22 protein-coding genes are annotated in these 23,020 nt (G+C 43.6%); 14 read left to right on the forward strand and 8 right to left on the reverse strand.

Annotation, left to right across the window (positions count from 1 at the left end; all coding sequences use genetic code 11):
• Window positions 1–124: 124 nt before the first annotated feature.
• Both M0C34_RS12435 and M0C34_RS12440 read left to right on the forward strand, forming a co-directional pair.
• Window positions 125–1,132 (forward strand): linear amide C-N hydrolase, encoded by a 1,008-nt coding sequence (locus M0C34_RS12435; protein WP_248712010.1) that lies wholly within the window; start codon window positions 125–127, stop codon window positions 1,130–1,132.
• A gap of 434 nt (window positions 1,133–1,566) precedes the next feature.
• Window positions 1,567–1,812, forward strand: a complete 246-nt coding sequence (locus tag M0C34_RS12440; protein WP_248712011.1) for a hypothetical protein — start codon at window positions 1,567–1,569, stop codon at window positions 1,810–1,812.
• Between the two features lie 211 nt (window positions 1,813–2,023).
• Here M0C34_RS12440 and M0C34_RS12445 read toward each other — a convergent pair whose 3' ends face one another.
• Complete coding sequence (locus tag M0C34_RS12445) at window positions 2,024–3,082, reverse strand: linear amide C-N hydrolase (RefSeq protein WP_248712012.1); 1,059 nt, start codon at window positions 3,080–3,082, stop codon at window positions 2,024–2,026.
• Between the two features lie 339 nt (window positions 3,083–3,421).
• Here M0C34_RS12445 and M0C34_RS12450 point away from each other — a divergent pair, with 339 nt between their 5' ends.
• Window positions 3,422–4,315, forward strand: coding sequence for a LysR family transcriptional regulator (locus tag M0C34_RS12450; protein WP_248712013.1), 894 nt, complete (start codon window positions 3,422–3,424; stop codon window positions 4,313–4,315).
• 73 nt (window positions 4,316–4,388) lie between these two features.
• Here M0C34_RS12450 and M0C34_RS12455 read toward each other — a convergent pair whose 3' ends face one another.
• Window positions 4,389–4,712, reverse strand: a complete 324-nt coding sequence (locus M0C34_RS12455; protein ID WP_248712014.1) for a type 2 periplasmic-binding domain-containing protein — start codon at window positions 4,710–4,712, stop codon at window positions 4,389–4,391.
• A gap of 47 nt (window positions 4,713–4,759) precedes the next feature.
• Between M0C34_RS12455 and M0C34_RS12460 the strand changes: the two genes are divergently transcribed.
• Window positions 4,760–5,662: a BamA/TamA family outer membrane protein gene (locus tag M0C34_RS12460; protein WP_248712015.1), complete on the forward strand. Its 903-nt coding sequence runs from the start codon at window positions 4,760–4,762 to the stop codon at window positions 5,660–5,662.
• Between the two features lie 62 nt (window positions 5,663–5,724).
• Here M0C34_RS12460 and M0C34_RS12465 read toward each other — a convergent pair whose 3' ends face one another.
• Complete coding sequence (locus tag M0C34_RS12465) at window positions 5,725–6,603, reverse strand: LysR family transcriptional regulator (protein WP_248712016.1); 879 nt, start codon at window positions 6,601–6,603, stop codon at window positions 5,725–5,727.
• Window positions 6,604–6,677: 74 nt separating this feature from the next.
• Between M0C34_RS12465 and M0C34_RS12470 the strand changes: the two genes are divergently transcribed.
• From M0C34_RS12470 to M0C34_RS12480, 3 genes are all read left to right on the forward strand, one after another.
• Window positions 6,678–7,412 carry a hypothetical protein gene (locus tag M0C34_RS12470; RefSeq protein ID WP_248712017.1) on the forward strand — a complete coding sequence of 245 codons (735 nt, stop codon included), beginning with the start codon at window positions 6,678–6,680 and terminating at the stop codon, window positions 7,410–7,412.
• 521 nt (window positions 7,413–7,933) lie between these two features.
• Window positions 7,934–8,941, forward strand: a complete 1,008-nt coding sequence (locus M0C34_RS12475; protein ID WP_248712018.1) for a metal-dependent hydrolase — start codon at window positions 7,934–7,936, stop codon at window positions 8,939–8,941.
• A 393-nt stretch (window positions 8,942–9,334) separates the two neighbouring features.
• Entirely contained in the window at window positions 9,335–9,820 is a 486-nt protein-coding gene (locus M0C34_RS12480; protein ID WP_248712019.1) for a VOC family protein, read from the forward strand.
• A 128-nt stretch (window positions 9,821–9,948) separates the two neighbouring features.
• Here M0C34_RS12480 and M0C34_RS12485 read toward each other — a convergent pair whose 3' ends face one another.
• Window positions 9,949–10,944: an HAD family hydrolase gene (locus tag M0C34_RS12485; RefSeq protein WP_248712020.1), complete on the reverse strand. Its 996-nt coding sequence runs from the start codon at window positions 10,942–10,944 to the stop codon at window positions 9,949–9,951.
• A 331-nt stretch (window positions 10,945–11,275) separates the two neighbouring features.
• Here M0C34_RS12485 and M0C34_RS12490 point away from each other — a divergent pair, with 331 nt between their 5' ends.
• From M0C34_RS12490 to M0C34_RS12515, 6 genes are all read left to right on the forward strand, one after another.
• Window positions 11,276–12,820, forward strand: a complete 1,545-nt coding sequence (locus M0C34_RS12490; protein ID WP_248712021.1) for an arylsulfatase — start codon at window positions 11,276–11,278, stop codon at window positions 12,818–12,820.
• Window positions 12,821–12,931: 111 nt separating this feature from the next.
• Window positions 12,932–15,088 (forward strand): ammonia-forming cytochrome c nitrite reductase subunit c552, encoded by a 2,157-nt coding sequence (locus M0C34_RS12495; RefSeq protein ID WP_248712022.1) that lies wholly within the window; start codon window positions 12,932–12,934, stop codon window positions 15,086–15,088.
• 243 nt (window positions 15,089–15,331) lie between these two features.
• A complete protein-coding gene (locus tag M0C34_RS12500; RefSeq protein WP_248712023.1) occupies window positions 15,332–16,225 on the forward strand; it encodes a hypothetical protein in 894 nt (297 codons plus the stop codon).
• Window positions 16,226–16,515: 290 nt separating this feature from the next.
• Window positions 16,516–16,686, forward strand: coding sequence for a HopJ type III effector protein (locus M0C34_RS12505; RefSeq protein ID WP_248712024.1), 171 nt, complete (start codon window positions 16,516–16,518; stop codon window positions 16,684–16,686).
• A gap of 398 nt (window positions 16,687–17,084) precedes the next feature.
• Complete coding sequence (locus M0C34_RS12510) at window positions 17,085–18,659, forward strand: polysaccharide lyase family 7 protein (RefSeq protein ID WP_248712025.1); 1,575 nt, start codon at window positions 17,085–17,087, stop codon at window positions 18,657–18,659.
• A gap of 279 nt (window positions 18,660–18,938) precedes the next feature.
• Window positions 18,939–19,289: a HopJ type III effector protein gene (locus tag M0C34_RS12515; RefSeq protein ID WP_248712026.1), complete on the forward strand. Its 351-nt coding sequence runs from the start codon at window positions 18,939–18,941 to the stop codon at window positions 19,287–19,289.
• Window positions 19,290–19,354: 65 nt separating this feature from the next.
• Here M0C34_RS12515 and M0C34_RS12520 read toward each other — a convergent pair whose 3' ends face one another.
• Together M0C34_RS12520 and M0C34_RS12525 are read right to left on the reverse strand one after the other, a co-directional pair.
• A complete protein-coding gene (locus M0C34_RS12520; RefSeq protein ID WP_248712027.1) occupies window positions 19,355–19,843 on the reverse strand; it encodes a P-loop NTPase family protein in 489 nt (162 codons plus the stop codon).
• Between the two features lie 22 nt (window positions 19,844–19,865).
• Window positions 19,866–20,396: a GNAT family N-acetyltransferase gene (locus M0C34_RS12525; RefSeq protein ID WP_248712028.1), complete on the reverse strand. Its 531-nt coding sequence runs from the start codon at window positions 20,394–20,396 to the stop codon at window positions 19,866–19,868.
• Between the two features lie 173 nt (window positions 20,397–20,569).
• On the opposite strand from M0C34_RS12525, the gene mepA reads away from it, so the two are divergent.
• Window positions 20,570–21,430 (forward strand): penicillin-insensitive murein endopeptidase, encoded by an 861-nt coding sequence (mepA, locus tag M0C34_RS12530; RefSeq protein ID WP_248712029.1) that lies wholly within the window; start codon window positions 20,570–20,572, stop codon window positions 21,428–21,430.
• A gap of 36 nt (window positions 21,431–21,466) precedes the next feature.
• On the opposite strand, the gene M0C34_RS12535 is transcribed toward mepA, so the two are convergent.
• Together M0C34_RS12535 and M0C34_RS12540 are read right to left on the reverse strand one after the other, a co-directional pair.
• Window positions 21,467–21,991: a phosphoribosyltransferase gene (locus tag M0C34_RS12535; protein ID WP_248712030.1), complete on the reverse strand. Its 525-nt coding sequence runs from the start codon at window positions 21,989–21,991 to the stop codon at window positions 21,467–21,469.
• A 118-nt stretch (window positions 21,992–22,109) separates the two neighbouring features.
• Window positions 22,110–22,943 (reverse strand): substrate-binding periplasmic protein, encoded by an 834-nt coding sequence (locus M0C34_RS12540; RefSeq protein WP_248712031.1) that lies wholly within the window; start codon window positions 22,941–22,943, stop codon window positions 22,110–22,112.
• Between the last annotated feature and the right edge of the window lie 77 nt (window positions 22,944–23,020).

Here is a 23,020-nt window from a genome sequence, read left to right on the forward strand (position 1 = left end):
GGGAAACCCCTCTCTCAGCAATTATTGTTTATGCCATATCCCCATTAATATTACCAGCGTCAACCAGCAAGCAGTAATCACAAACTCAGCCTGGTCATCTTAAATTACCAATATCGAGGTTATTATGAAAAAAACAATATTAGCACTAGCGGCATCGGCATTGATGTCTGGCGCAGTATCCAGTGTGGCGAATGCTTGTACAACCGCTGTTTATAACAATCAAGAAGTCGCCATTTCCATGCGTACCATGGATTGGTTTGGCCACGATGACGCTAAAGTAGTCGGTGACGGTGCCGGCATTGAACGTCGTTACGCTCAGGATAAAAATGCCGTAACAGCGACGAGCCAATACGCAGCATTAAAAGTTGAAAGCTTCTTACCTAAAATCACCTCTGAAGCCATGAACGAAGCGGGACTTGAAGGTCGCTTATTGTATTTAGGTGCTACCTACACATCCTACCCTAAGCCTGCCGCAGGCAAGGAAAATGTGAATGTATTGTCGGTGCTAGATTGGGCTGTCGATAATTATGAAACCGTGCCTGAATTAGTCACAGCCATTAAAGCAATTAATATTATTGATAGTGGTTTGTGTGGTATGCCTCCTGCGAACGATATGGAACATTGCGCTCCAGTAACACCAGGCCACTTTCAATTTGCCGATAAACAAGGCAATACCGCTGTCATTGAGTTTGTCGCTGGCGAACTGAAAATATATCAATCAGAAGGATCGGCGTTTATGTCTAATGATCCTGAGTTCAGCTATCACTTAGTACAAGATGCTGAGCAAATACAACCAGATGCAACTATTCGTCCCGCCGATCGCCGGATGCGCGCCAAAATTGTAGTAGAAGACATGTACAAACGTAATGTTATTGATTTAACGGCGGCCAAGAACTCCATAAAAGCAGCAGCGGCAACGGCCTTTGCAGGTTACGACCAAGTAGATAATACCGTAGGTGATGTTTTCCCAACATTGTGGACCATGTATACCGACCGTAACAACGGTGAATGGGTATTAGACCGTTATGATACTTGGGGCGCTGAGAAATATGACTTTACTATGTTTGATACCAACAAAGCAGAGCGACAAGCATTAGGTATTCATCCAAGTCCAATGTATCAACGTAAATAACAGATAAACGTTTCAGCCAAAGATAAACCTCCTGTCGTAACGGGAGCTTTATCTTCAATGATAGATTTATTCCCACTGACGCTTCAAACGACCCACCACAAACGACCCACCACAAACGACCCACCACAAACGACCCACCACAAACGACCCACCACAAACTAAACACGCCAATATTCAAATAGTTGTTAATATAAAATCAAACTAAAACAGTCTAAGCAAGGCCATATGTACTTTTGCAATTGCAAGCGAGAGTGATAGGCTCAAACTGTTGACAAGCCATGCCAATATTTACATTGGTAATGCAAACCTCAAAAAGTAACACAGTGTTGCAGATATTGAGGACTGCCCCCCAAAACCAACCCTGTACAGCTACATCAGTAAAGCCACTTAACTGCCCAACCATGGTTTCCCCAGCCAGATACAGTTCGATACTAATGGTAAGTATTGAAGGGGAACCTGAAGGTAAAGAGCGATTCACCGTACCCATTGGCCTTGGTGACTTTGGGTTGCTTAAGATTGGCGCTATGCCTGTACGTTGGGGGATTGAGGCGCAATATTACATATTAAAACCAGGCCCCGATGCAGACGATGCGCTTCGCAATGATAGCTACATTCCTTCCCCCCCAAATTGGAATAAAACATTCTGTATTGGCCCCTTCACCATGAACCCATTTAAATAGACCCATGTTGTGCCTAGATTCTGAGAATTCCCGTTATTTATTGATAGGGAAATACTCGGAGTAGGCCTTTAAATCATCTCTAAGCAGAATCACCTAACATGATCTTCTGTCGATACATTGTATGATTTTAATGGATTCCAGATACAACAAAGCCTCCTTACGGAGGCTAATTAAACACGTTTTTATCGCTACGTTATTGGTCAATATTACCCTATGAACACGGGGTAAATACCACTTCGCCGTTTGTTTTAGCTTGGGTGTAGATATCTGCACACATTGGCTGGGTAAACTCAGCAACATCGCTCATGCTTAATGATACTTGGCTTGCGTTCCCTTCGTTGTAATAAGTTACGTCACCGCTATTTAAGTTATAAACGTAAGTTTCCCAGGTTGTATATGACTCGTCATTGGTAGGGTCGACTAAATCTTGCGGTACTTTGTTTCCAAAATCGAACATAGCTTTCATTTTACCGCGTACATCTACCCATTCGGCATTCGCATCTACAAACTTAGTGTTTGCCGTAGCGTACATACCTCGTACATTTCGGTCTGCAGAGCTAATAGAACTAGGGAGTGTGGTTGAGTCATTCATATCGAAATCTTTCATATAAGTTCGGTGATCTTGCTGCAACGGTGCATTGGCCATTACCCGTAAGTCGCTGTTTACATCGCCACGATGCATCACCATTTTCCCGCCTGCGTTTAATTGGAATAATGCAATGTCACCTGATTTATCTTGTACTGAAAAGTGAAAACCATGTTGGTGTCCGCCAATACCAGTGGTCCAAGCTGTTTGAAAGTTGCCTGCTTCAAAAAACTCAACCACTTCTTCTACTGTTGCAAACTGCTCAACTAAGAAAGGAACGATATCTGACATATGTACCGCCGCGCTACCATCGTCTTTTACATCATTAATAAACGCCTTAGACGGGTTTTGGTATAATAGTGAAGCAGAGAGGCCTTCAGTGTTTATCGCTTCGCCCGTTGTATTATGGAAGGTTTCAACTTCAGTAAATGACATGGTTTGATACTTTACTGTCCAGCTAGCGGGATTCTTATATTCAGGTACAGCTTTAGTCGTACGGCTTGTGCCCACTGGTTGTACTTCAGCGATAGATTGCAACTCAGAACCGCCCCAGTCGTAAGAACGAGCAACCGTGATACCGTGCGAAGGTGTGTCGGCGATTAAACGAGAGCATGCGTTAGATGTACCCACTAAACCTAGTGATGTACTGGCAATAATTGCTAACGTAATGATTGATTTTTTCATAATAATGGCCTCAATGAGTTAAATTTTATACTTCGTGTTTGTGTAATGCGTGTCACCTAGGTACCCATGTAATGGAGGTACCGAGGTGTAATAAAAGCGACTTAGGGATAAATGAGTTAACTAGTTTGCAATCGCATCAACATAGTTGGCTGGATTACCGTAAGCAACGCTTGCTAAAGATCCCGCTAATACGGCGGCGGTTGCTAAGTTTAAAATTGTTTTTTTCATGTTCATCACCTTAGGTTTTAGTGGTTAGCTTGGTTGCTTGCTACTTTATGTGATGTATTATGTAGGAAATACTGGTTTACTTTAGTTTCATGAGAAAGGGATTCCCGTTCTATGTATTCGTTACGGCAACTACAAGCCTTTGTGGCTACTTGCGAACAAGGCAGCTTTAAGCTGGCGGCTATTGCGTTAAATAAGCGCGCGTCTACCGTTGCAGAGTTAGTCAGTACCCTAGAAGATGAAAGTAATACTCAGTTGTTTGAGCGCCAAACTAGAAAGCTCGTGTTAACAGAATCTGGTAAGCATTTATTGCCGGTAGCAAAGGCCACCGTAAGGGAGGCTTCGTGTTTCTCCGCGGTGGTAGACAACCTACACCAAGCGGTGCCCACCACATTTTCAGTGGCTATTGATAGCATGTTGAGTCATCCCGCGATTAGCCGAAGCTATCAAGTTATTTTGCAGCAGTTTCCTAATATTGAGCTAGAAGTTTTGGTGGGTGATACCTTGCAGGTAGTTGACTGGATAACCACGAATAAGGCTGAGATTGGACTTGTCGCCTCAGCCCTATCTGAGTTTGAAAATATCACCCAATTTACCGCTTTCAATTTCGAATTAGTTGAGGTGGCATCTTCTCAACAGTTTACTCGTGGGGAGGTCGTGTCTAATACTACAATGCGGGAATTACTGCAGCTTCAATTTAAACATCTAGCCCAATTCAATTTAGATAAACGCTATCAAATTGGCCACCGCATTTGTTATGTAAATAACCTGCAAGAGATGCTGAATATGGTATCTGAAGGGGTCGGCTGGGCATTTTTACCTCGAACTATTGCTCAGCCCTGGATAGATGCGGGTAAAATAGTTGAGTTTTCTATTGAAGGTGGCACACCGGTATATTGGTTTGCGGAAATTGTTCACCTTAGCGCAAAAGAGCCCAGCCTTGCCGGTGATGTTTTTATGCAAGAGGTGATGAACTTGAAAACCTTTGAAAGTAATCCGAGTAAATAAAACAATGTGAGCAAGCAGAACAGCACTAATAAGGCAGCAGATGAGTATAGCTGATGTTAATAACCGTTTAGTTTTATGTTTGGCTAAATACCAGCAATGAAAGAAAATACGCTTGCGCGGGACCAAATTCACTACGAGGCAAATAACAGGCTTCTAATGGTGTGTAGATAGGGTTTTTAGCAGGGCGAAAAGTAGGTTCAAACACTTTTAATGTACCAAAGTTTTCTCGTTCTGCCACCAGCGCTTTGGGTAATAACGCAAATCCCATGTCTTCTTCTACCATACGGGCTATGTCTTGAAGCGCAGAGACTTGCCAGGTTTCAAAACTAACATAACCAAATAACTCAGACAGTTGCATTTCATCAAAATACTCAGAGGTGATTTGCCGATAAGTCATTAACACTTCCAATGTTATCGATTCTAAATCAGCGAGGTCTGAGTCGGGTGAACAGACGATTAAACAACCCAGAGTTGGTCAATAGTATTCCCCCCAGTGTAACTGGCGTGGTTGGAGCAGGCACATCGAATGGAACAAAAATAGCGGGGCTGTTTCACTCCGGTAACTGGGATAATGACAATGTGCGCTATTTAGGTGGGTTGTTTACTGCTGATATCAACCTAAAGTATTATGCAAGCTCCAACGCGCTAGGTACTGACCTATCAATGAAGGGGCATTATTTTTTCCAAGAGATTGATTTTCGTCTTGGCGACAGCAACTTTTTTGCCGGCGCTGAATATACCTATATGGCTTCTGAAGCCACCATCGGCATGCCTAATCTAATACCAGACATTAAACCGATGGGCTTTAATAGCAAAGATGCAGGAATGGCCTTGAAGCTATCCTACGACAGTACCGACAATCCTTTTGCTCCCCGGCAAGGCCTAAAAACAGCCTTCAAAGCCAAACGATTCGACCAACAGTTTGGCGGTGACTTTAATTACGATAACTACTCGGCTTACGCCCATGGTTATCATCGCTTGTCGTCAAAATGGGGGCTAAATGTTCGCGCCGATATGAAGAGTGTCTCGAAAGGCGCACCATTTTATGCCAAACCGTTCATTGATATGCGAGGCATCGCAGCAATGCGTTACCAAGCAGACAATACTGCGGTAGCCGAGTTAGAAGTGACTTATGATATTGACTCTCGTTGGACCTTGTTAGCTTTTGCGGGTACCGGAAAAGCATTTGATCATAACGTAGCTGTTACCAATACTAACTTTCAAGGTGCGCAAGGAGGTGGGGTTCGTTATCTATTATCTCGCCAGTTAGGCTTAAGAGCTGGTGTCGATGTCGCCAAAGGGCCAGAAGAATGGGCCCTATACTTTCAGTTAGGAAGCTCATGGTAAAAGCTAACCTGTATGAGTGACTAAAGCCTTGCCCAAAAAACACAACTAAACGTTTGTAGTGATTAACACAATTGCGGTAACAGCTCGATTAAGAAACGCATAACGGGGCCTTGCTTCAAGTTAGCTTTCCAGACTAAGTCAGCCGGGTAATACATAGCTGTACGCTGGAACTCGGGGGCAAACTCAATGAGTGTGCCCGACGCTTGTTTTTCTACCGCCATCTGTTTAGGTAAAAAGGCCCAACCTAGGCCTTGTTCCACTAACCGCACTAAATCGTCTTGATCAAAAGCCTGCCAAGTATCTTGCGATACTTTACCCGAATTTTTCAGGGCGGCGTTTTCTAACATACTAGAGCAAACAATTTGACGCTGTGCAATCAGCGTTTCGTTGTCTACCTCTTGCATATCAGCCAATGCTGAATCAGGGCTGCACACGCAGACCCATTCAATTTGCGCTATAGACACGAAATCTAAGTTATCGGGCACCGCTTTAGAAGCCAAATGTACTCCCAGTTGCACCTCTTCATTTAATACAGCGTCGTTCAAATGTTGCCCCGACAGTTTTAATAGTTGCACTTGAGTATGAGGAAATTTTCTGGACATTTTTTCCAAGGCAATATCAATTACGGTTAATGGAACGATAGGGTCAATTGCAATTTTAACGATGTCTTCAACTTCGTTCACTGCGGCTTGCGCATAACTTTGTAGGCGTTCAGCTTGTCGCATTAACACTTTGGCTTGTTCATACAAACGCTCTCCTTGATGGGTCAAACTAGGGTACTTACTGCTGCGGTCAAACAAAGTAATACCTAAATCAAGCTCCAAATTATTAACAGCAATGCTCACCGAACTTTGGCTTTTACCAGTATGGCGCGCTGCAGCAGAAAAAGATCCTTTTTCTGCTGCGGCAATAAAGGCTGATAGTTGTTCAAGATTAAGCATAGTGGCTGTCCCTGCTTTTACTATTCGATTTTCGAATAATAGCTAACTCGTCCTATAAGAATAGATTGATGATAATGGCAACGTCAATCACTAATTATCAAGAGAAGAAAATTATGAACAAAGCAATGATTGTTACCTTATTAACCTTAAGCGCCAACGCAGCGTTTGCTAACGATAAAATAGAAGAAGAGATTAACTATGGTGACCCTACAGCAAGCTTTTCAACTGTTGGCCTTAGCGCCAGTGAAAATACCACTCAGTTAAACGGCATGGCAGGGTTTGGCAAAAACATTTTTTCATTGGACTTAGCCCGTGACAATAAAAGTGGCGATTTAAATTATCGTGGTCGCTATTTTCATGTGACCGACGGCTTAGGTTACTCAGTAGATGTACTTGGTGATAAAGATAGCACCACCGCATTAGCTGGAGCCATTTACAAAATGCAACTCAACGACAACATCTCCATATTCCCGATGGCGTCTCTGGGTTATACCTCTGGAAACAAATCAAATGTACCTGATATTGAGTTAGCGAGTAATGACAAGCAACAACAAGAAGGCTCCACCTTAGGTCAGTTAGGTATTTATGCCATGTATGCCTTTGATAACGGCAACTGGCTCTATGCCAATCCAAAATCAACTTACCATGTTCGTCATAACGAATTTATCAATCAGATTGAAATGGGCGGTGGAATAATGGTGACAGACTATGCCTCTGTTGGGGCAAAAGTTGAGTATACCGCCGAAAACAAAAACCTAAGATTACAAGCTGATACCGTCGTTTGGTTACAAGGTAATGTGTACTTTTAAATCACCCAATATTGCCAAACAGCCCGAGGCTATCGATGAAGGTATGACTAAAACTAAGCCTGACTATAGTTATGTCATGCACAACATTTGCCTGTAGCGAAATAACGCCTGCATCAAATGGCAGTGTTACTCCTCGGACTGGTGTTCCACCAACACCCGGTGAACAATGCCAACCGCAGGCTTATTGGCTGGTTAAACCTGAATACTGGCCAGTTGTGTTTTGAAGGAGAGTCAATGTGAACGAGGCTTTATTATCAGAGGGTCACCAATAAATACCGAGGAAAATACGCTAAGGGAGAGCTGGTTTAGTCAACCAGCGCCTACTAATTTAGCGGCTATATCTATTCGAGCTTTAACGCCGGCACAATCACCTAGGGCTTTAGCCATTTCCCTCGCCTAAGCCCGCTGATCTTTTGTCAACTAGCATCACTATTTAAAAAAGACTGTAACAAAGATTTGATCAACTACGCGGTTTCCCCGTATAACAAACAAAGAGAATAGAACCACAATATTGGGAAAACATGGATTCTGTAACACAAATTGCCCTTGGTGCCAGCATTGCCGCCGCTGTGGGATTAAAGCCTTTTGGCCGTAAAGTATTACTGGTAGGCGCGTTGTTAGGCACTCTGCCCGACCTAGATGTTTTTATTGATTACGGCAATGCCATTGATAACTACACGCAGCATCGTGGATTTAGCCATTCGCTGTTTGTGCTTACCGCTCTGTCGGTGTTGCTCTATTTTATTATGCTGAAACTAAAGCCCCCTTTGCGTCAGCATAAACTGGCGCTATTGTTAGTGATTTTGTTACCGCTAATCACCCACCCACTATTAGATACCTTTACCACCTACGGCACCCAGTTATTATGGCCTATAAGTTCGCCGCCCATAGCTTGGCATAGCATCTTTATCATCGATCCCCTCTACACCTTACCACTGTTAATCAGCGTGATTTTTTTATGGTTTAGCGCCAATACACAACGCTGGTTAAGCATTAATAAGGTCGCCTTAGTGGTGAGCTGTGCATACTTAGCCTGGGGTCAGCTATCGCAAACGATAATTACTGATAGAGTAAAGCAAGACCCGCTGGTACTAAATAGCCCGCTACTGGTGATGCCAACCCCCTTTAACACTATTTATTGGCGAGTGATGAGTTACCAAGAAGATAATTATTACGAAGCATTCACCCACCTTGGTGACAAGGCGCCATTGCAGTGGCATCGCTACGCCAATAACCGCTATTTAGTGAAAGACTCGCAACCCGACTACTTGCCTCGTTTAGAGTGGTTTAGTCACGGATGGCTACGTTTTGATGAACGTGACGGGCAACTTCAAATTACTGATTTACGCCTAGGTGTTGCCGGTTACCACCCATTTACCTTTGTGATTGCAGAGCAAGCAGAACAGCAACAAACTCTGGCTAACTGGCAAAGTATTGAACCCTTGCAATTACCCAGAGCAAAGGTAAGCCAACAACAGCTCCTTACCGAGATGAGGGACAAACTCGGCCTAACTTTTAACCAAGAATAGGCGGCAGTAAACACGGTGTAGAAAACGCGCGCACTCGCCTGCTCCCTATTGGCGAACTAGCACCCCACAAGCTGAACATTTTGTGATAAAACGGCGCATATTAAGGTTAAGCGCCGTTTTATGCCATTTTCAGTTAAACGAGTAACGATCTATCGTTAATAGATCATACTCTGAGAAACCCTAAGCTGAGTGTTCAGCGTTAACCACTCAAGGTTTACTTAAGGATTGTTTAGGGTTTAAAACTTACGAGCTGCCTACTTCCGCACTGCCGACTCAATCATTCCAATTATTTATCAAATGTATAATGTTTGATAATTTCATTTAATCCAAAGGTCTCCCTATACTTCTCCCATCAAAACAAACAAGCAACGAATTAACGAAAGCGAGAATATTATGAAAATGAGTCATGTAGGTATTATGGTTGGCGACATGGACAAAGCGGTTGAGTTTTATACCAACGCATTAGGTCTTGAGATTGTGATGGGCAAGTCTGAAGTCATCGAAGAGAAAGAAACAGCCATTGGCAGAATGTGTATCGCTGTATTTGGCGACGGTTTTAAAGGCTTTAATATCGCCCACCTTGTTACTCAAGATGGTATTGGTTTTGAATTGTTCGAAATGAAAGACCGTGAAGAAAAGCACAATGTTGATTTCACTAAAATCGGTATCTTCCATTACTCATTAGAAACCACTGATTTTGAAGGTGTGATTGAGAAAGTGGAACAATACGGCGGAAAAGTGAGAATGGATATTATGAGATATCACCCTGAAGATGATAGCCGCCCTTACAAAATGGTGTATTTAGAAGACCCCTTTGGTAACCTTTTTGAGCTTTATTCACATACATACTCTGAAACTTATTCTTCTGAGTACGAATAAAACTAGCTAAGCGTTACTGACTGACAGTCACTAATTAAAATGAAGCCTCCTAATTTAGGAGGCCTTTTTGCATGCTAAGGATACAATAACCAAGTTTGTCTGCGTGCCGGCTGTCGGTGATTGCTTGGCTATTTATCTGCCGAGAAAATGCGCTTCCAATCTTGTTTCATATCCACAATGGTCCACGATTTAGCTAGCGCTTGATCTAGGCCTTTGTCAAATTTACCAATACTAGATTCTCTGTCATAAGCCCACTCTCGCTTTTCATCAGTATGGTGAACATACAGTGCAAACCGCGCTCCCTGTCCAGCGGTAGTCCATTGTAGCATTTGTAAATCACCGTCAGAGTTACCAAACGCGGCAATTGGGCGTCGGCCAATTTGCTGGTGAATAGCGACCACTTTGCCTTCTTTATCATCATAGAAGTCCAGCGCTGGTTGACGCACAAGCACCGGCGCTCCTTCTCGCATCTCAAAGGCCACTTTTATACTGCTACCGATGACCTGTTCAGGAGGGATACCATAAACCTGTTCAGACCAAGGGCGGATAAATTCGATGCCCCCGCCAGATACAATAAATGTTTTAAAATCATTAGCTCTAAGGTAACTCAACAATTCAAGCATGGGCTGATAAACCATGTCTGTGAATAAGCGTTGAGTATCAGGATGCTTGGCGGTCGCAAGCCAGTCTTTAACAATCACTTCGAATTCTTCGGTGGTCATACCTGCATGGCTAGCCATGACGATGTCGAGAATAGCCTGCTCGCCCCCCGCTATAATGCCTTTCATGTCGCCTTTAAGCGCAGAAGCAAAGGGCTCGGTGGTATTCCACTCTGGATGTTCTGGAGCAAGTTGCTTGATACGATCAAGGGCGAAAAATAGTTGAAAGTACATGGGTTGCTCTGCCCATAGCGTCCCGTCATTATCAAATACAGCAATCCGTTCAGCCGCTGGCACAAAATCCGGCGAATCGGCCATTACAACCTTGTTTACAAACTCGATAATTTGTTGCTTAGTTTTCCCTTGGTTCCATGAGCTAAGCGGCTCGGTCGTATCCGCCATCGTTTGACCGATAAAAGCCAACACTAAAAAAAACAACAATGTCATTGTTTGAATCGTTTTCATTGTGTCCCTTCCATGAAAATAAATATATCAGTAAAATTACCCCTCACAACTATGGAAGCTAAACCGAAAACCTGCCACATATTTGGCTAAATAGTCACTGCGGCCTGTTTTCTTTTGGTTGTCATACTGCTCCCCCCGCCATATTTTTTAACATCGTTCGCATTAACAAACCAGTATTGGCGAAAACAGCAGCGCTTATCACGGACTATAATGGAGGGTTTGAAAGTGGCGAAAAACCAATCTAATTATTAAATTAATTATTTATCACTAGAAAGTCCCCCGTTTACTGCTACGCTTTTTGTGTGCTTTTAATACAGGGAGTGTGTCACAAATGCTAAAAACCTTAAGAAGTGGCTTTACCATATTATCTATTGGGGCTTTGGGTTTGGCATCTGCCAGCCTAATGGCTGCTGAAAAACCCAATATTTTGGTGATATGGGGCGATGATATCGGCCAATCCAACATCAGTGCTTATACCTTTGGGCTTATGGGTTATAAAACCGCCAATATCGACAGCATAGCGAAAGAAGGCATGATGTTTACCGACTACTATGCCGAGCAGTCTTGTACAGCGGGACGCTCAACCTTTATTACCGGTCAAAGTGTATTACGCACAGGTCTAAGTAAAGTGGGTTTCCCTGGGGCAGATCTAGGCTTACGAGCCGAAGATATCACTATTGCTGAAGCCTTGAAACCCATGGGGTATGCAACAGGCCAATTTGGCAAAAACCATTTAGGCGATAAGGATGAATTTTTACCCTCAGCCCATGGTTTTGATGAGTTTCTTGGGAATTTATACCACCTAAACGCCGAAGAAGAACCTGAAAATATAGATTACCCAAAAGATCCTGAGTTCCGCAAAAAATTTGGTCCTCGTGGCGTCATTAAGTCTTCCGCCGATGGGAAAATTGAAGATACCGGGCCCTTAACCAAGAAGCGCATGGAAACCATCGACGATGAAACCGTTGAAGCAGCCATGGCCTTTATGGAAAAAACCGTTAAAGCCGACAAACCTTTTTTTGTTTGGTGGAACGGCACCCGGATGCATTTTCGTACCCATATCAAGCCTGATTTACAAGGTAGTTCAGGTATAAGTAACTACGCCGACGGCATGCTTGAACATGATAGGCATGTAGGCTTACTACTGAAAAAAGTAGATGACTTAGGAATTAAAGATAATACCATCGTCTTTTACTCTACAGATAATGGCCCTCATATGAACAGTTGGCCTGATGCAGGCTTAACACCGTTCCGTGGTGAGAAAAATACCAACTGGGAAGGCGCATACCGAGTTCCGGCAATGGTACGCTGGCCAGGTAAGATTAAGGCAGGCGAAGTTTCTAACGAAATCATGCACCATATGGATTGGCTGCCAACATTTGCCGCTATTGCTGGTGATGACAAAGTGAAAGAAAAATTGCTTAAAGGCCACAAAGCCAACGGCAAAGAATTCAAGAATCACTTAGATGGCTATAACTTCCTGCCTTACCTTACGGGTGCAGAAGAGGCTGGCCCGCGTCAGGAAATATTCTATTTTTCAGATGACGGTGACCTTACTGGATTACGCTATAACAACTGGAAAATGGTATTCATGGAGCAGCGTGCTCAAGGTACCTTGCAAATTTGGGCAGAACCGTTTGTTGAGTTACGCGTACCCAAGATCTTTAACTTAAGAATGGACCCATACGAAACCGCTGATCGCACCTCAAATACCTACTGGGATTGGGTAATAGATAGAGTGTTCTTACTTGTTCCTGCGCAAACTTATGTAGCCAAGTATTTAGCAAGCTTCGAAGAATTCCCTCCACGTCAAAAAGCAGCTAGCTTCAACTTGTCTCAAGTAATGGAGAAACTGCAACAGCCAGGGTCGCATTAAGTCGTACTAACATTAACAAAGGGCGCACTGCGCCCTTTGTTAATAATGGTTTACATCGTTACACTTAAACACTTCTAGTCGTCATCAGTGATGTTTCCTATTGAGCTCTTTATGTATCTTTTAAAACAACTCGTTACGCTTTCCTTACTCTTTATCAGTTCAGTTGTTTTAGCCCAAGAATACATCGGCAATGAAAGCTGCGCTGAATGCCATGAAACAGAAGTAGAAAATTGGCAGCCATCCCATCATGCCAAAGCAATGCAGCCCGCCACCGAAGCAAACGTACTCGGCAACTTTAGTAATAGCCGTTTTGAATCGGAAGATGGTTGGACAGTTTTCAATTACGACGAAAATGGCTTTTACATCGAAACAGGCCCCACTGGAAAAGCTGGCATTCGTTATCCTGTGCCTTATGTGTTCGGCTACACACCACTTCAACAAATTTTAGTCGACATTGGCACTGGTAGGCTACAAGCTTATACCGTTGCTTGGGACTCCAGAACCAAAGAACAAGGGGGTCAACGTTGGTATAACCTATATCAGCAGGCCCATACACCAGATACACCGTTTTACTGGAAAAGCCAGTTTAACAATTGGAATGCACGCTGTGCTGAATGCCACTCTACAGAGTTAAAACGCGGTTACAATGCCGCCACTGATGATTACAACACAACATGGAGTGAAATCAATGTTAGTTGTGAAGCTTGCCATGGCCCAGCATCAAGGCATGTCACACTCAAGAAGGCCGAAGACACGGGTGACTCCACCAGCCTCATCGCCAACTCAGGCTTTAACCAGCCTTTACATAAGCGCAGCCACTGGTTATTCAAAGAAGGGAAAACCAGCGCCGAGCGTTATGAACGCTCTCCCATTTCCTTAGATCATGGTCAACCAGACCAATGCGCTGCATGCCATAGTCGGCGGGTAGCCCTCACCGATGGTGCAGGCCCCCATAATTTTACCGAGCATTACATACCAAGACTCGCTGTGCCTGATTTGTATCATAATGACGGTCAAATTTTGGATGAGGTGTATGTATATGGCTCATTTAGCCAAAGTAAAATGGCGGCAGCAGGGGTGGTTTGCACAAATTGCCATGAACCACACAGTGGTAAAGTGATAAGCCAAGACAATAGTCTTTGTACTCAATGCCATTCACCCAGCAATTTTGATACTCAAGAACACACTTTACATCAAGCAGGCTCTGAAGGTGCGGTATGTATAGATTGCCATATGCCTTCACAACGTTATATGGGGGTGGATGATAGACGAGATCATGCTTATCGCGTTCCTAACCCATGGGTAAGCGAGGCCTTAGCTTCGCCAGATGTTTGCCTTAATTGCCACCAAGATAAAGATACTCAGTGGTCTCAGCAACAATTGGAACACAAAAAAGCCAAAGTATTCGCTGACTATAGCGATATAGGCCCGGCTCTTTTACTCAGCCAATTAGCCCCTCAGCGGGGGCAAGAAAATATTGCTACCTTGGTGCTTGATGAAAGTTTACCCGCCATGCGCCGCGCGGTATTACTTAGCCACCTCGATGTTAGCCAACCGAATAACATGGCGGTATTAAACTCTGCGGCCAATAGCCCCCAAAGTTTAGTGAAACTAGGTGTATTACATGCGCTAGAGTCAGCCCCCTATAACCTCCAGCTTCAAATCGGTTTTGGTTTACTTTATGACGAAGATAAAAATGTTCGCTTACAAGCGATTCGCTTATTAGCACCAGCATTTAGGCAATCATTACCAGAAAAAGCACAGCAACCCATGCAAGATGCCTTAATGGAAGCGGTAGTCACCTACCAACAACAACAAGATTTGTTATCGGCGCAACTCGCCCTAGCCGACTTAGCTTATAAAGTCGGTGACACTGAACAGGCCACCATCCAATACATCAACGCCCTAAAAATCCAGCCCAGCTTTTTGCCGGCTAAGCTAAATTTGGCCAGTATTTACCGTGAAACTAGTCAACTAACAAAAGCCCAAGTGTTGTTACAAGAGATCTTAACCATAGAGCCCAAGCATGCTATGGCTTTACATAACCTTGGCCTAATTTACGTTGTACAAAGGCAATGGCCAAATGCATTATCTGCACTAAATATGGCTTCAGAGCTTGAAAATGATAATCGCCGTTTTGCCTATGTTTACTTGCTTGCCTTAGAAGCGAGTGGCGATATAACCGCAGCCAAACGACAACTTGATAAACTAGAATTAATGACTCCTGGCGACCCAGCACTATCTGAAATTCGAGCTCGCTTAAAGTAAACCAGGCTGGCTAATCCAAACTATTTTTGGTATTGGCTTTGAATAAAAAAACTCTCAAGCAAACCATTATAACGCTATAAAGCCATTATCTGCTGCCTAGCGTTACCATCATAATCGCCTATCTTAGAACAAAATTAATGGTTATATATTGAACAGACAGATGAATATTGCGCTACTTGAACTAAACTTAAATGAGCTTGCTAGATTCATTTAACTTGCCGTAAACGGCTTGGGGGAATAGCAATGGACAAACTAAGTCACGAATATATCAAATATGGTCCGTGGATGATGGAGGTGAAAGAACCTTTAGACATCCCTCCACAATTTGAAAGCTATCAAGATCAGATACTTGCCGCTAGCTATTGTTTTAAGGTGCCAATTCACGGTACTCGACGCGATTTAAAACCCGGTATGCTGCTTTATGACCAACTGGTTATTTTGGAGCAATCAACACTCACCTTACTAAGCATGGACAAAGGTGAGCTGCGCATACAAAAAGTAGATTACAGTGACATCGACTACATCGCCCATAGTGGTGATTTGCTGTTATGCCACATTCAGCTTTTTTATGGCCAAAGCCAAATCACCATTAACTACAGCCTCGTATCTATAGACATTGCAGCCAAGGCGGTACACATCATTCGTGAAGCGATGAAAAGTACGGGTAAGCCATTTTCTTTGCCAGAACAGTTACCGCCGAAGCAATCAAAAAAACAGATCTATGAATACTTTTTGCAACGCGAAGCGATTAAGGAGCCTGTATCAATATTGGGTTTTCAAGCCTCTCGCACTTTAGATGATGCGCCAATTAAGGGTTTTCATCAGTTTTTAGCGCGGATCTTAAAATACAAAATGCAAGATGTGCTATTCATGACCGATGCTTACGATTTGATAATCTCAAATTGGGGGACCGATATTATCCGTGAAAAAGATACCGATTATCATGTAGAGCATTTGTTTATTGCTTGGCCGAAAATAAGCGCTATTAGCTTGCAGCCTCACCCTCACTACCCTTATTTGAAATCACTGCAGATTGAAACTACATTTAAAACGTTTTCTTTCTCAGTTGAAGAAGATTTCTCGGCCGTTCCGCTACTAGAGTATTTTGAAACTGAAATAGCCGCCGCTCATGCATAAGCAAGCCATGTAAGCACTCACTAAGTTGACAACAGCTGAGTGATTGAAAAAAAACCCACTTCTTTATGGTGGGTTTATTTTTGCTGATTAGGGCCTTTTTCCATTTAGGCTGCGCCTACCCCGCTCTCTAAGTCTGTCGATTCAGGTGTTCACTTTACCCTGAAAGGGCATATCGCCATGGTAAGCAAATATTTATCAGACCTTACAGGACGTCATACAATGACACAGGCCAAAATTACTTTATCAACCAATTAAGCCAAGATGCTCAACAGCGGCGTTTTGAAGATAGCATGGCAATTATCGACGCAAACTTCGAGTTTACGCCAAGCGCCTTAATCAATGGACAACAAAGCAATACAACTGGAGAAAACTCGGGTTCTTGTAAACTGTTTGCCTTTGCTCAAATACAAGGATTAGACCAGCAACAAACCTGGCATTTATTTGGGCAGTATATGCCGTGAAACTAATCTGCTAAGCAAAGCCCAAGTACTGTTACAAGAGATCTTAAGTATAAAACCAAATCAAGCTATGGCTTTACATAACCTTGGCTTGCGTTACGTAACACAAAGACAGTGGCCAAACGCTTTATCTGCATTAAATCGAGCGTCAGTTCTTTGAACATGGATCACTGTTAGAGCAATGGTATTAGACATTGATCGCATTTATTAACACTCAGTTACATTTGTATTATTAAATTATGTATATTTAGAATTCATTAGATTTGAAAACACTATCATATAGCGTTTCAGATGATGTGGAAACGGAGACAGCTGTTATTTCCATATCAATACACAGCATTAAATTGATTTTATATTACAAAATATAGGGTTAATTTATACAACAATAGGTGAATGGGTAAATGAAACATATCTATCTTAAAAGCTTGTTAGCAACTTCAGTTTTCTTAGCAGTAGGCTGTACGTCAACTTCTGCTCCTGATTCTGTTGAAAAGTTTGCCAATAATAAAGAAACGGGTGAAGCGCTATTAACTCCAGTAGCCATTACAGCAAGCAGCCACGATGGTAACGGCCCTGACCGTTTAATCGATCAAGACATTACAACGCGTTGGTCTGCAGCCGGTGATGGCGAATGGGCAATGCTAGACTACGGTTCAGCTCAAGAGTTTGATGCCGTTCAAGCCGCCTTTAGTAAAGGCAATCAGCGTCAGTCTAAATTTGATATCCAAATGAGTGTTGATGGTGAAAATTGGACCACTGTTTTAGAAGGCCAAGAGAGCTCTGGTAGAGCCCTTGGTTTAGAGCGTTTTCAGTTTGAGCCTGCGGTAAATGCTCGCTACGTTCGCTACGTAGGACACGGCAACACCAAAAATGGTTGGAATAGTGTAACCGAACTCGCAGCCGTTAACTGTAGCATTAACGCTTGTCCATCAAGTCATATCATTACTAGTGCAGTAGTTGCAGCTGAAGCTTCAATGATTGCAGAAATGAAAGCAGCAGAGAAAGCACGTAAAGAAGCGCGTAAAGACCTTCGTTCAGGTGATTTCGGTGCGCCAGCGGTATACCCTTGTGAAACCACCGTAACATGTTTGCGTTCTGAGCTTCCTCCAACTCCGGCTTTACCAGAAACGCCGCTAGCAGGTAACGCGCCAAGCGAAAACTTTGACTTGTCTTACTGGTACTTATCGCAACCTTTCGACCACGACAAAAATGAACGTCCAGATGACGTGTCTGAATGGAACCTTGCAAACGGTTATCAGCACCCTGAGATTTTCTATACAGCAGACGATGGTGGTCTAGTATTTAAGTCTTATGTGAAAGGGGTTCGTACCTCTAAAAACACCAAGTATGCGCGTACAGAACTTCGTGAAATGCTACGTCGCGGTAACATGTCTCACAAAACTAAAGGTGTGAACAAAAACAACTGGGTATTCTCAAGCGCTCCAGAAGCAGACTTAAACGCTGCCGGCGGTATTGATGGCGTTCTAGAAGCTACCCTTAAAATTGACCACGCCACCACTACTGGTGCGGCTAACGAAGTAGGTCGCTTTATTATTGGTCAAATCCACGACCAAAACGATGAGCCAATTCGTTTGTACTACCGTAAGCTACCAAACCAAGCAACAGGTGCAGTTTACTTTGCACATGAAAGCCAAGACGCCACCAAAGAGGATTTCTATCCGCTAGTCGGTGATTTAACGGCTGAGGTTGGTGAAGATGGTATCGCGCTAGGCGAAGTATTTAGCTACCGTATCGAAGTAGTTGGCAACACCATGACTGTTACCGTTTCTCGAGAAGGCAAAGAAGACGCAGTTCAGGTTGTTGACATGAGCGACAGTGGCTACGATGTGGGTGGTAAGTACATGTACTTCAAAGCGGGTGTTTACAACCAAAACATCTCTGGTGACTTAGATGACTACTCTCAAGCAACCTTCTACAAACTTGAAGCATCTCATGATAGTTACGCTGAGAAATAAGCTCTAGTTATCACTTCTGTTTGTAAACAAAGCCCCCGCTCTAGAGCGGGGGCTTTCTATTTGGCTTCCACATTGGGAGACTTTACTCAACAAGGATTTATACAAAAGATTAGCTTGCTCAACTCCTCGCTTCAAGCATCAAGCTATTGAATAATTAACCTGACCAAATCATTCACTGCTCTGTTTGCTAAGTCGTACAATTTCGCTGTTCACTTGACCCTATCGACCCATATCACTAAGGTAAGCAACTATTTATCAGACCTTACAGGAAGTAACATCATGACACAGGCCAATATTGCCCGCTTTATCGACCAATTAAACCAAAACACTCAACAGCTGCGTTTTGAAGATAGCATGGCAATTATCGACGCAAACTTCGAGTTTACGCCAAGCGCCTTTACGAACGGCCAACAAAGCAATGCCGCCGGTGAAAACTCAGGCTCTTGCAAAGTGTTTTCTTTTGCTCAAATACAGGGTTTAAACCAGCAACAAACTTTACACTTATTTGGTCAGTATTACCGCGATGTAGTTGCCACTCCCGACGCTGAAGATCACCAAAACATTCGTCAGTTTATGTTATCAGGCTGGGATGGAATTACCTTTAGCCAAGCAGCACTTAGCAACAAATAACGCAGTCTGGCGCGTTACTATCTGTACTATACAGAACATGCTGCTAGCAAAATTGCTAGCAGCAATTAGCACTGTGTTTGATTTGCTATAATGACGGTTTTTTTGCCTCGGTAATGATCATAAAAAGCCTGATGAGACGATTTAGAGAAGGTGTCGGTTCTTTCTGAATATTGCGCTATCCAGCTAATCAGCATATCCAGATTATTGTCTTGCGCCTCTTTAGATTCATATTTATGCGGCTCCCAAGGCCTCGCTTTAGCGTTTGCAATGCAGTCTTCAATGGGTAAATTCATAAATATAATTTCATTGGAATACTCAGCCACCAGCTCCAATAAATCGCTATAGCAGCCTTCAATAACCCAAGCTTGGTGTGTATCAATGAAACGCCGGATCTGTTGCCAACTGTGCTGCAAGGGTTGCCTAGTTGGAGCTTGAGTTGCCTGCCAAGCAAGCGTATCAAGATCTAGATGCGCCAATTGTTCAGCATCACACAGCGCTTTAGCTAAGGTTGACTTCCCCGATCCGGAGTTACCAAATATTAAGATTTTTCGCACAGCAGATCCTTACTCTATGTGTTTAACTTAAGCTATATTGATAAAACTCGTTAGACGCGCCAACAACAGGGGGTTGCCGTTGAAAACCCAGCTTGGTCAGTAGCTTTTTAGAGGCCATATTATCGACCTCTACGCCTGCCAACAAGCGTGTAAAATTACAGTGCTGGCTGGCCCAAGCGACTAAGCCCCTCAGTAACTCAAAAGCCAAACCTTGTCGCCAGTATTCTTCTCCCAACAAATAGCCAATATGCGCAGAACCCGAGCCGTCCTCATAAATGAAGATAAAGCCGATAATGTGTTGATGCTTAGTGCTAGTCACCACCAATAGGCGACTTGCTAGGCAAACTTGCTTAAACCACTGTTCAGCATGCTTTAGTGTAGTTATACCTTGGAAATATTGAGGCAGGGCTGCGACCACTGCGGGGCTCAACAGGTCAACAGCGCGCTGTAGCAATGGCTTCAGATAGTCTTCGGCTAAGCAAGTGCCCACTTCTTCTACCCTTAGCCTTTCGGTTTCAAATAAAAACACGGGGAAACCCGCAGTTTGATTCATGAATCCCCCTCTTTGACCAGACCCTGTCGTTTAAACCGAGAGTAACAGTGTGCTAAACAAAAGCAAAAATCTTTGCCACAATCGGCTTCAATTGATGATTAAAGCGGCTAGACTTTAGCTAATGTTCAATATTTGTAAGCGTTAATGAATAACCAAGGGGATCAGTGTTGTCTATGTCGTTGTTTCATCTCAAGCATGGCTTACTGCTACTAAGCCTATTTAGCCCCTTAATACTCGCGCAAGATAACCCTTGGGAGCAAGCCACTAGCCCATACCAAGGGCCGGCAGCGGCTATTGGCAGTTATGCAAATGGTTGCTTAGCCGGCGCCGATGCTTTGCCACTGAACGGTGACGGTTACCAAGTAATTCGTAGCCAGCGACAACGCTATTATGGCCATCCCAATTTGCTTACATTTATCAGTGAATTAGCCAAAAAACTTCAAGCAGAAGGGATCAACAATATTCTAGTGGGCGACATGTCTATGCCAAGAGGAGGACAATTTAACGTTGGCCACAGCAGCCACCAAATTGGCTTAGATGTTGATATCTGGTTAAAGCTTGTTGATGCGCCACTTTCTGCTTCACAATTAGCTAAGCCCACAGCAGTTAGCGTAGTGAACCCACAACAACAAGCAATAAATCCAAAGACCTGGCGCACCGAGCACAAAACCATGCTCAAAGTGGCCGCAGAAGATGAACGCGTCGCGCGCATATTTGTTAACCCTGCCATTAAACAGCAGCTTTGCAACCAGCGAACTGAAGCCGATGACTGGCTACAAAAAATTCGTCCTTGGTGGGGCCACAGCGCGCATATGCATGTACGCTTATTATGTCCCGACGGAGACCAATACTGTAAAAACCAAAAGCCAATCACCAGCGGGCACGGTTGCGACGAATTAGGTTGGTGGAAAACTCAGCTGAGTAAAGCGGCTAACCATCAAGCTAAAACCAAAGCGAAGCCCAAACCCTTGAAGAAAAAACCCGAGCAATGCGCGCCACTAAGCCAGAATCCCTCTAGTATAGCTATGCAGTAAAATGTAAAACACTGACTGTAAGACGTTGACGTTCAATTAGCGACTCAGCTTTGAAATGTAGGCAAGGTTTCGGTAGCGCTGCTCCCAAGGTAAGCCATAGCCAACCAGTAAATCATCACTGTCCATTTCAAAAGCAAAGTGTTGGTCTACTGGTATGTCTACTCGACTGGGTTTAACCAAGAGGGTTGCGATAGACAGTGACTTTAGCGAAGCTTGATGGGATAAATGCGTGACTAGCCGTTGCATGGTACCGCCTGATTCAATGGCATCATCAATAATAACCAAGTGCTGATGGCTAATGCTTATGTTTTGTTGATACACAATCTTAGCCTTGTTATTCCGCTCTCCAGGGGTATGTGGACAAGAGATGTAGTCCATACAAATGTCGAAATTGAGCAGCCTGACTAAGTCAGCGGTAAAAAGAATACCACCCGGTACCACGGTAATGAGCACAACGCGCTCGCCTTGAAATTTTTGATTAAGCTGGGCTGCGACATGCTTAACCCCTTCGGCAATTTGTGCTTGGCTAAGCACCAATTCGCCAACATGCTGTTTGCTCATAACATTCTCTATTTAGCGGACAATAGGCCTTGAGGTGAAGGAAAACCGTCAGCGAGCACACCCCATTGAGCCGTTTACTGGTGAAGCGAGTATACAAAACAGCTTAACCAACAAGCCGCTAATCATCGGTAAGCACACCATGGTTTATTTGTTGCTTTGACCACGCTTGCATATGCTTCTCAAACAGACGCTCAAAAGTTTTAAACTCGGTTAACTGGGAGACGCGCTCACTTAAATGGCGCCTTAAAGATTCACTATTACAGCCCGATTGTTTAGAAAACGTAAAATAAAGCCCTTCAACCGATATAGGCTTAGGTAACGGAGTCACTTTACCCTTTAGCCCAGCAGATTCTAAAATGGTTAAGCCTTGGTATAACTCGTAAAGCACGTAATCAAAGCGGTCGGCTAACAACATAGCAAAGGACCGCTCTGCGGTAGCACTGGTAAGGATTTTTAAGTTATCTTTAGCATAGGCATCAAAGGCTTGACCAAAACTATTGTTCACTAAGGTACCGCCGCGCCGTTCGAGTAAGTCTTCCCACTTTTGGTAATCAAACTCATGTCCTGCAGTGGTCCACACAACACTGGGCACATCAGTAAATTGAGGAACAATATAATCCATATAGGTTTGGCGTTGATCGGTGAGAAATGCACCCGCTAACATGTCAACTTCGCCATGTTCAGCTTCTTGTAATGCCCTCGCCCACACCCCTCTGTCTCGCGCATCGACCTCAATACCGGTGTCCATTAGTGCCAGCTCGAGAAGCTCAATAGCTAGCCCGGTTAACTTGCCCGGATTATGTTGATCTCGCCACAGGATGGGAGGGTACTCGGCATTTCCCGTGACAACCAAACGGTTGCAAATAGATAACTCAGCTGAAGCAGAGAAAGAGAAAGAAATAGCCAGGAGAGAGGCGAATAAAATTCGTTTAAGCAGCAAAGACCATCGCATAGGCATCCTTAATCGTTAAGCCTTATTATTAATCCTAGCTGTAAACATTAAGTTCGCAACTTTCGCCTCTTAGCCTT

The sequence above is a fragment of the Agarivorans sp. TSD2052 genome (assembly GCF_023238625.1).
GTDB lineage: Bacteria > Pseudomonadota > Gammaproteobacteria > Enterobacterales > Celerinatantimonadaceae > Agarivorans.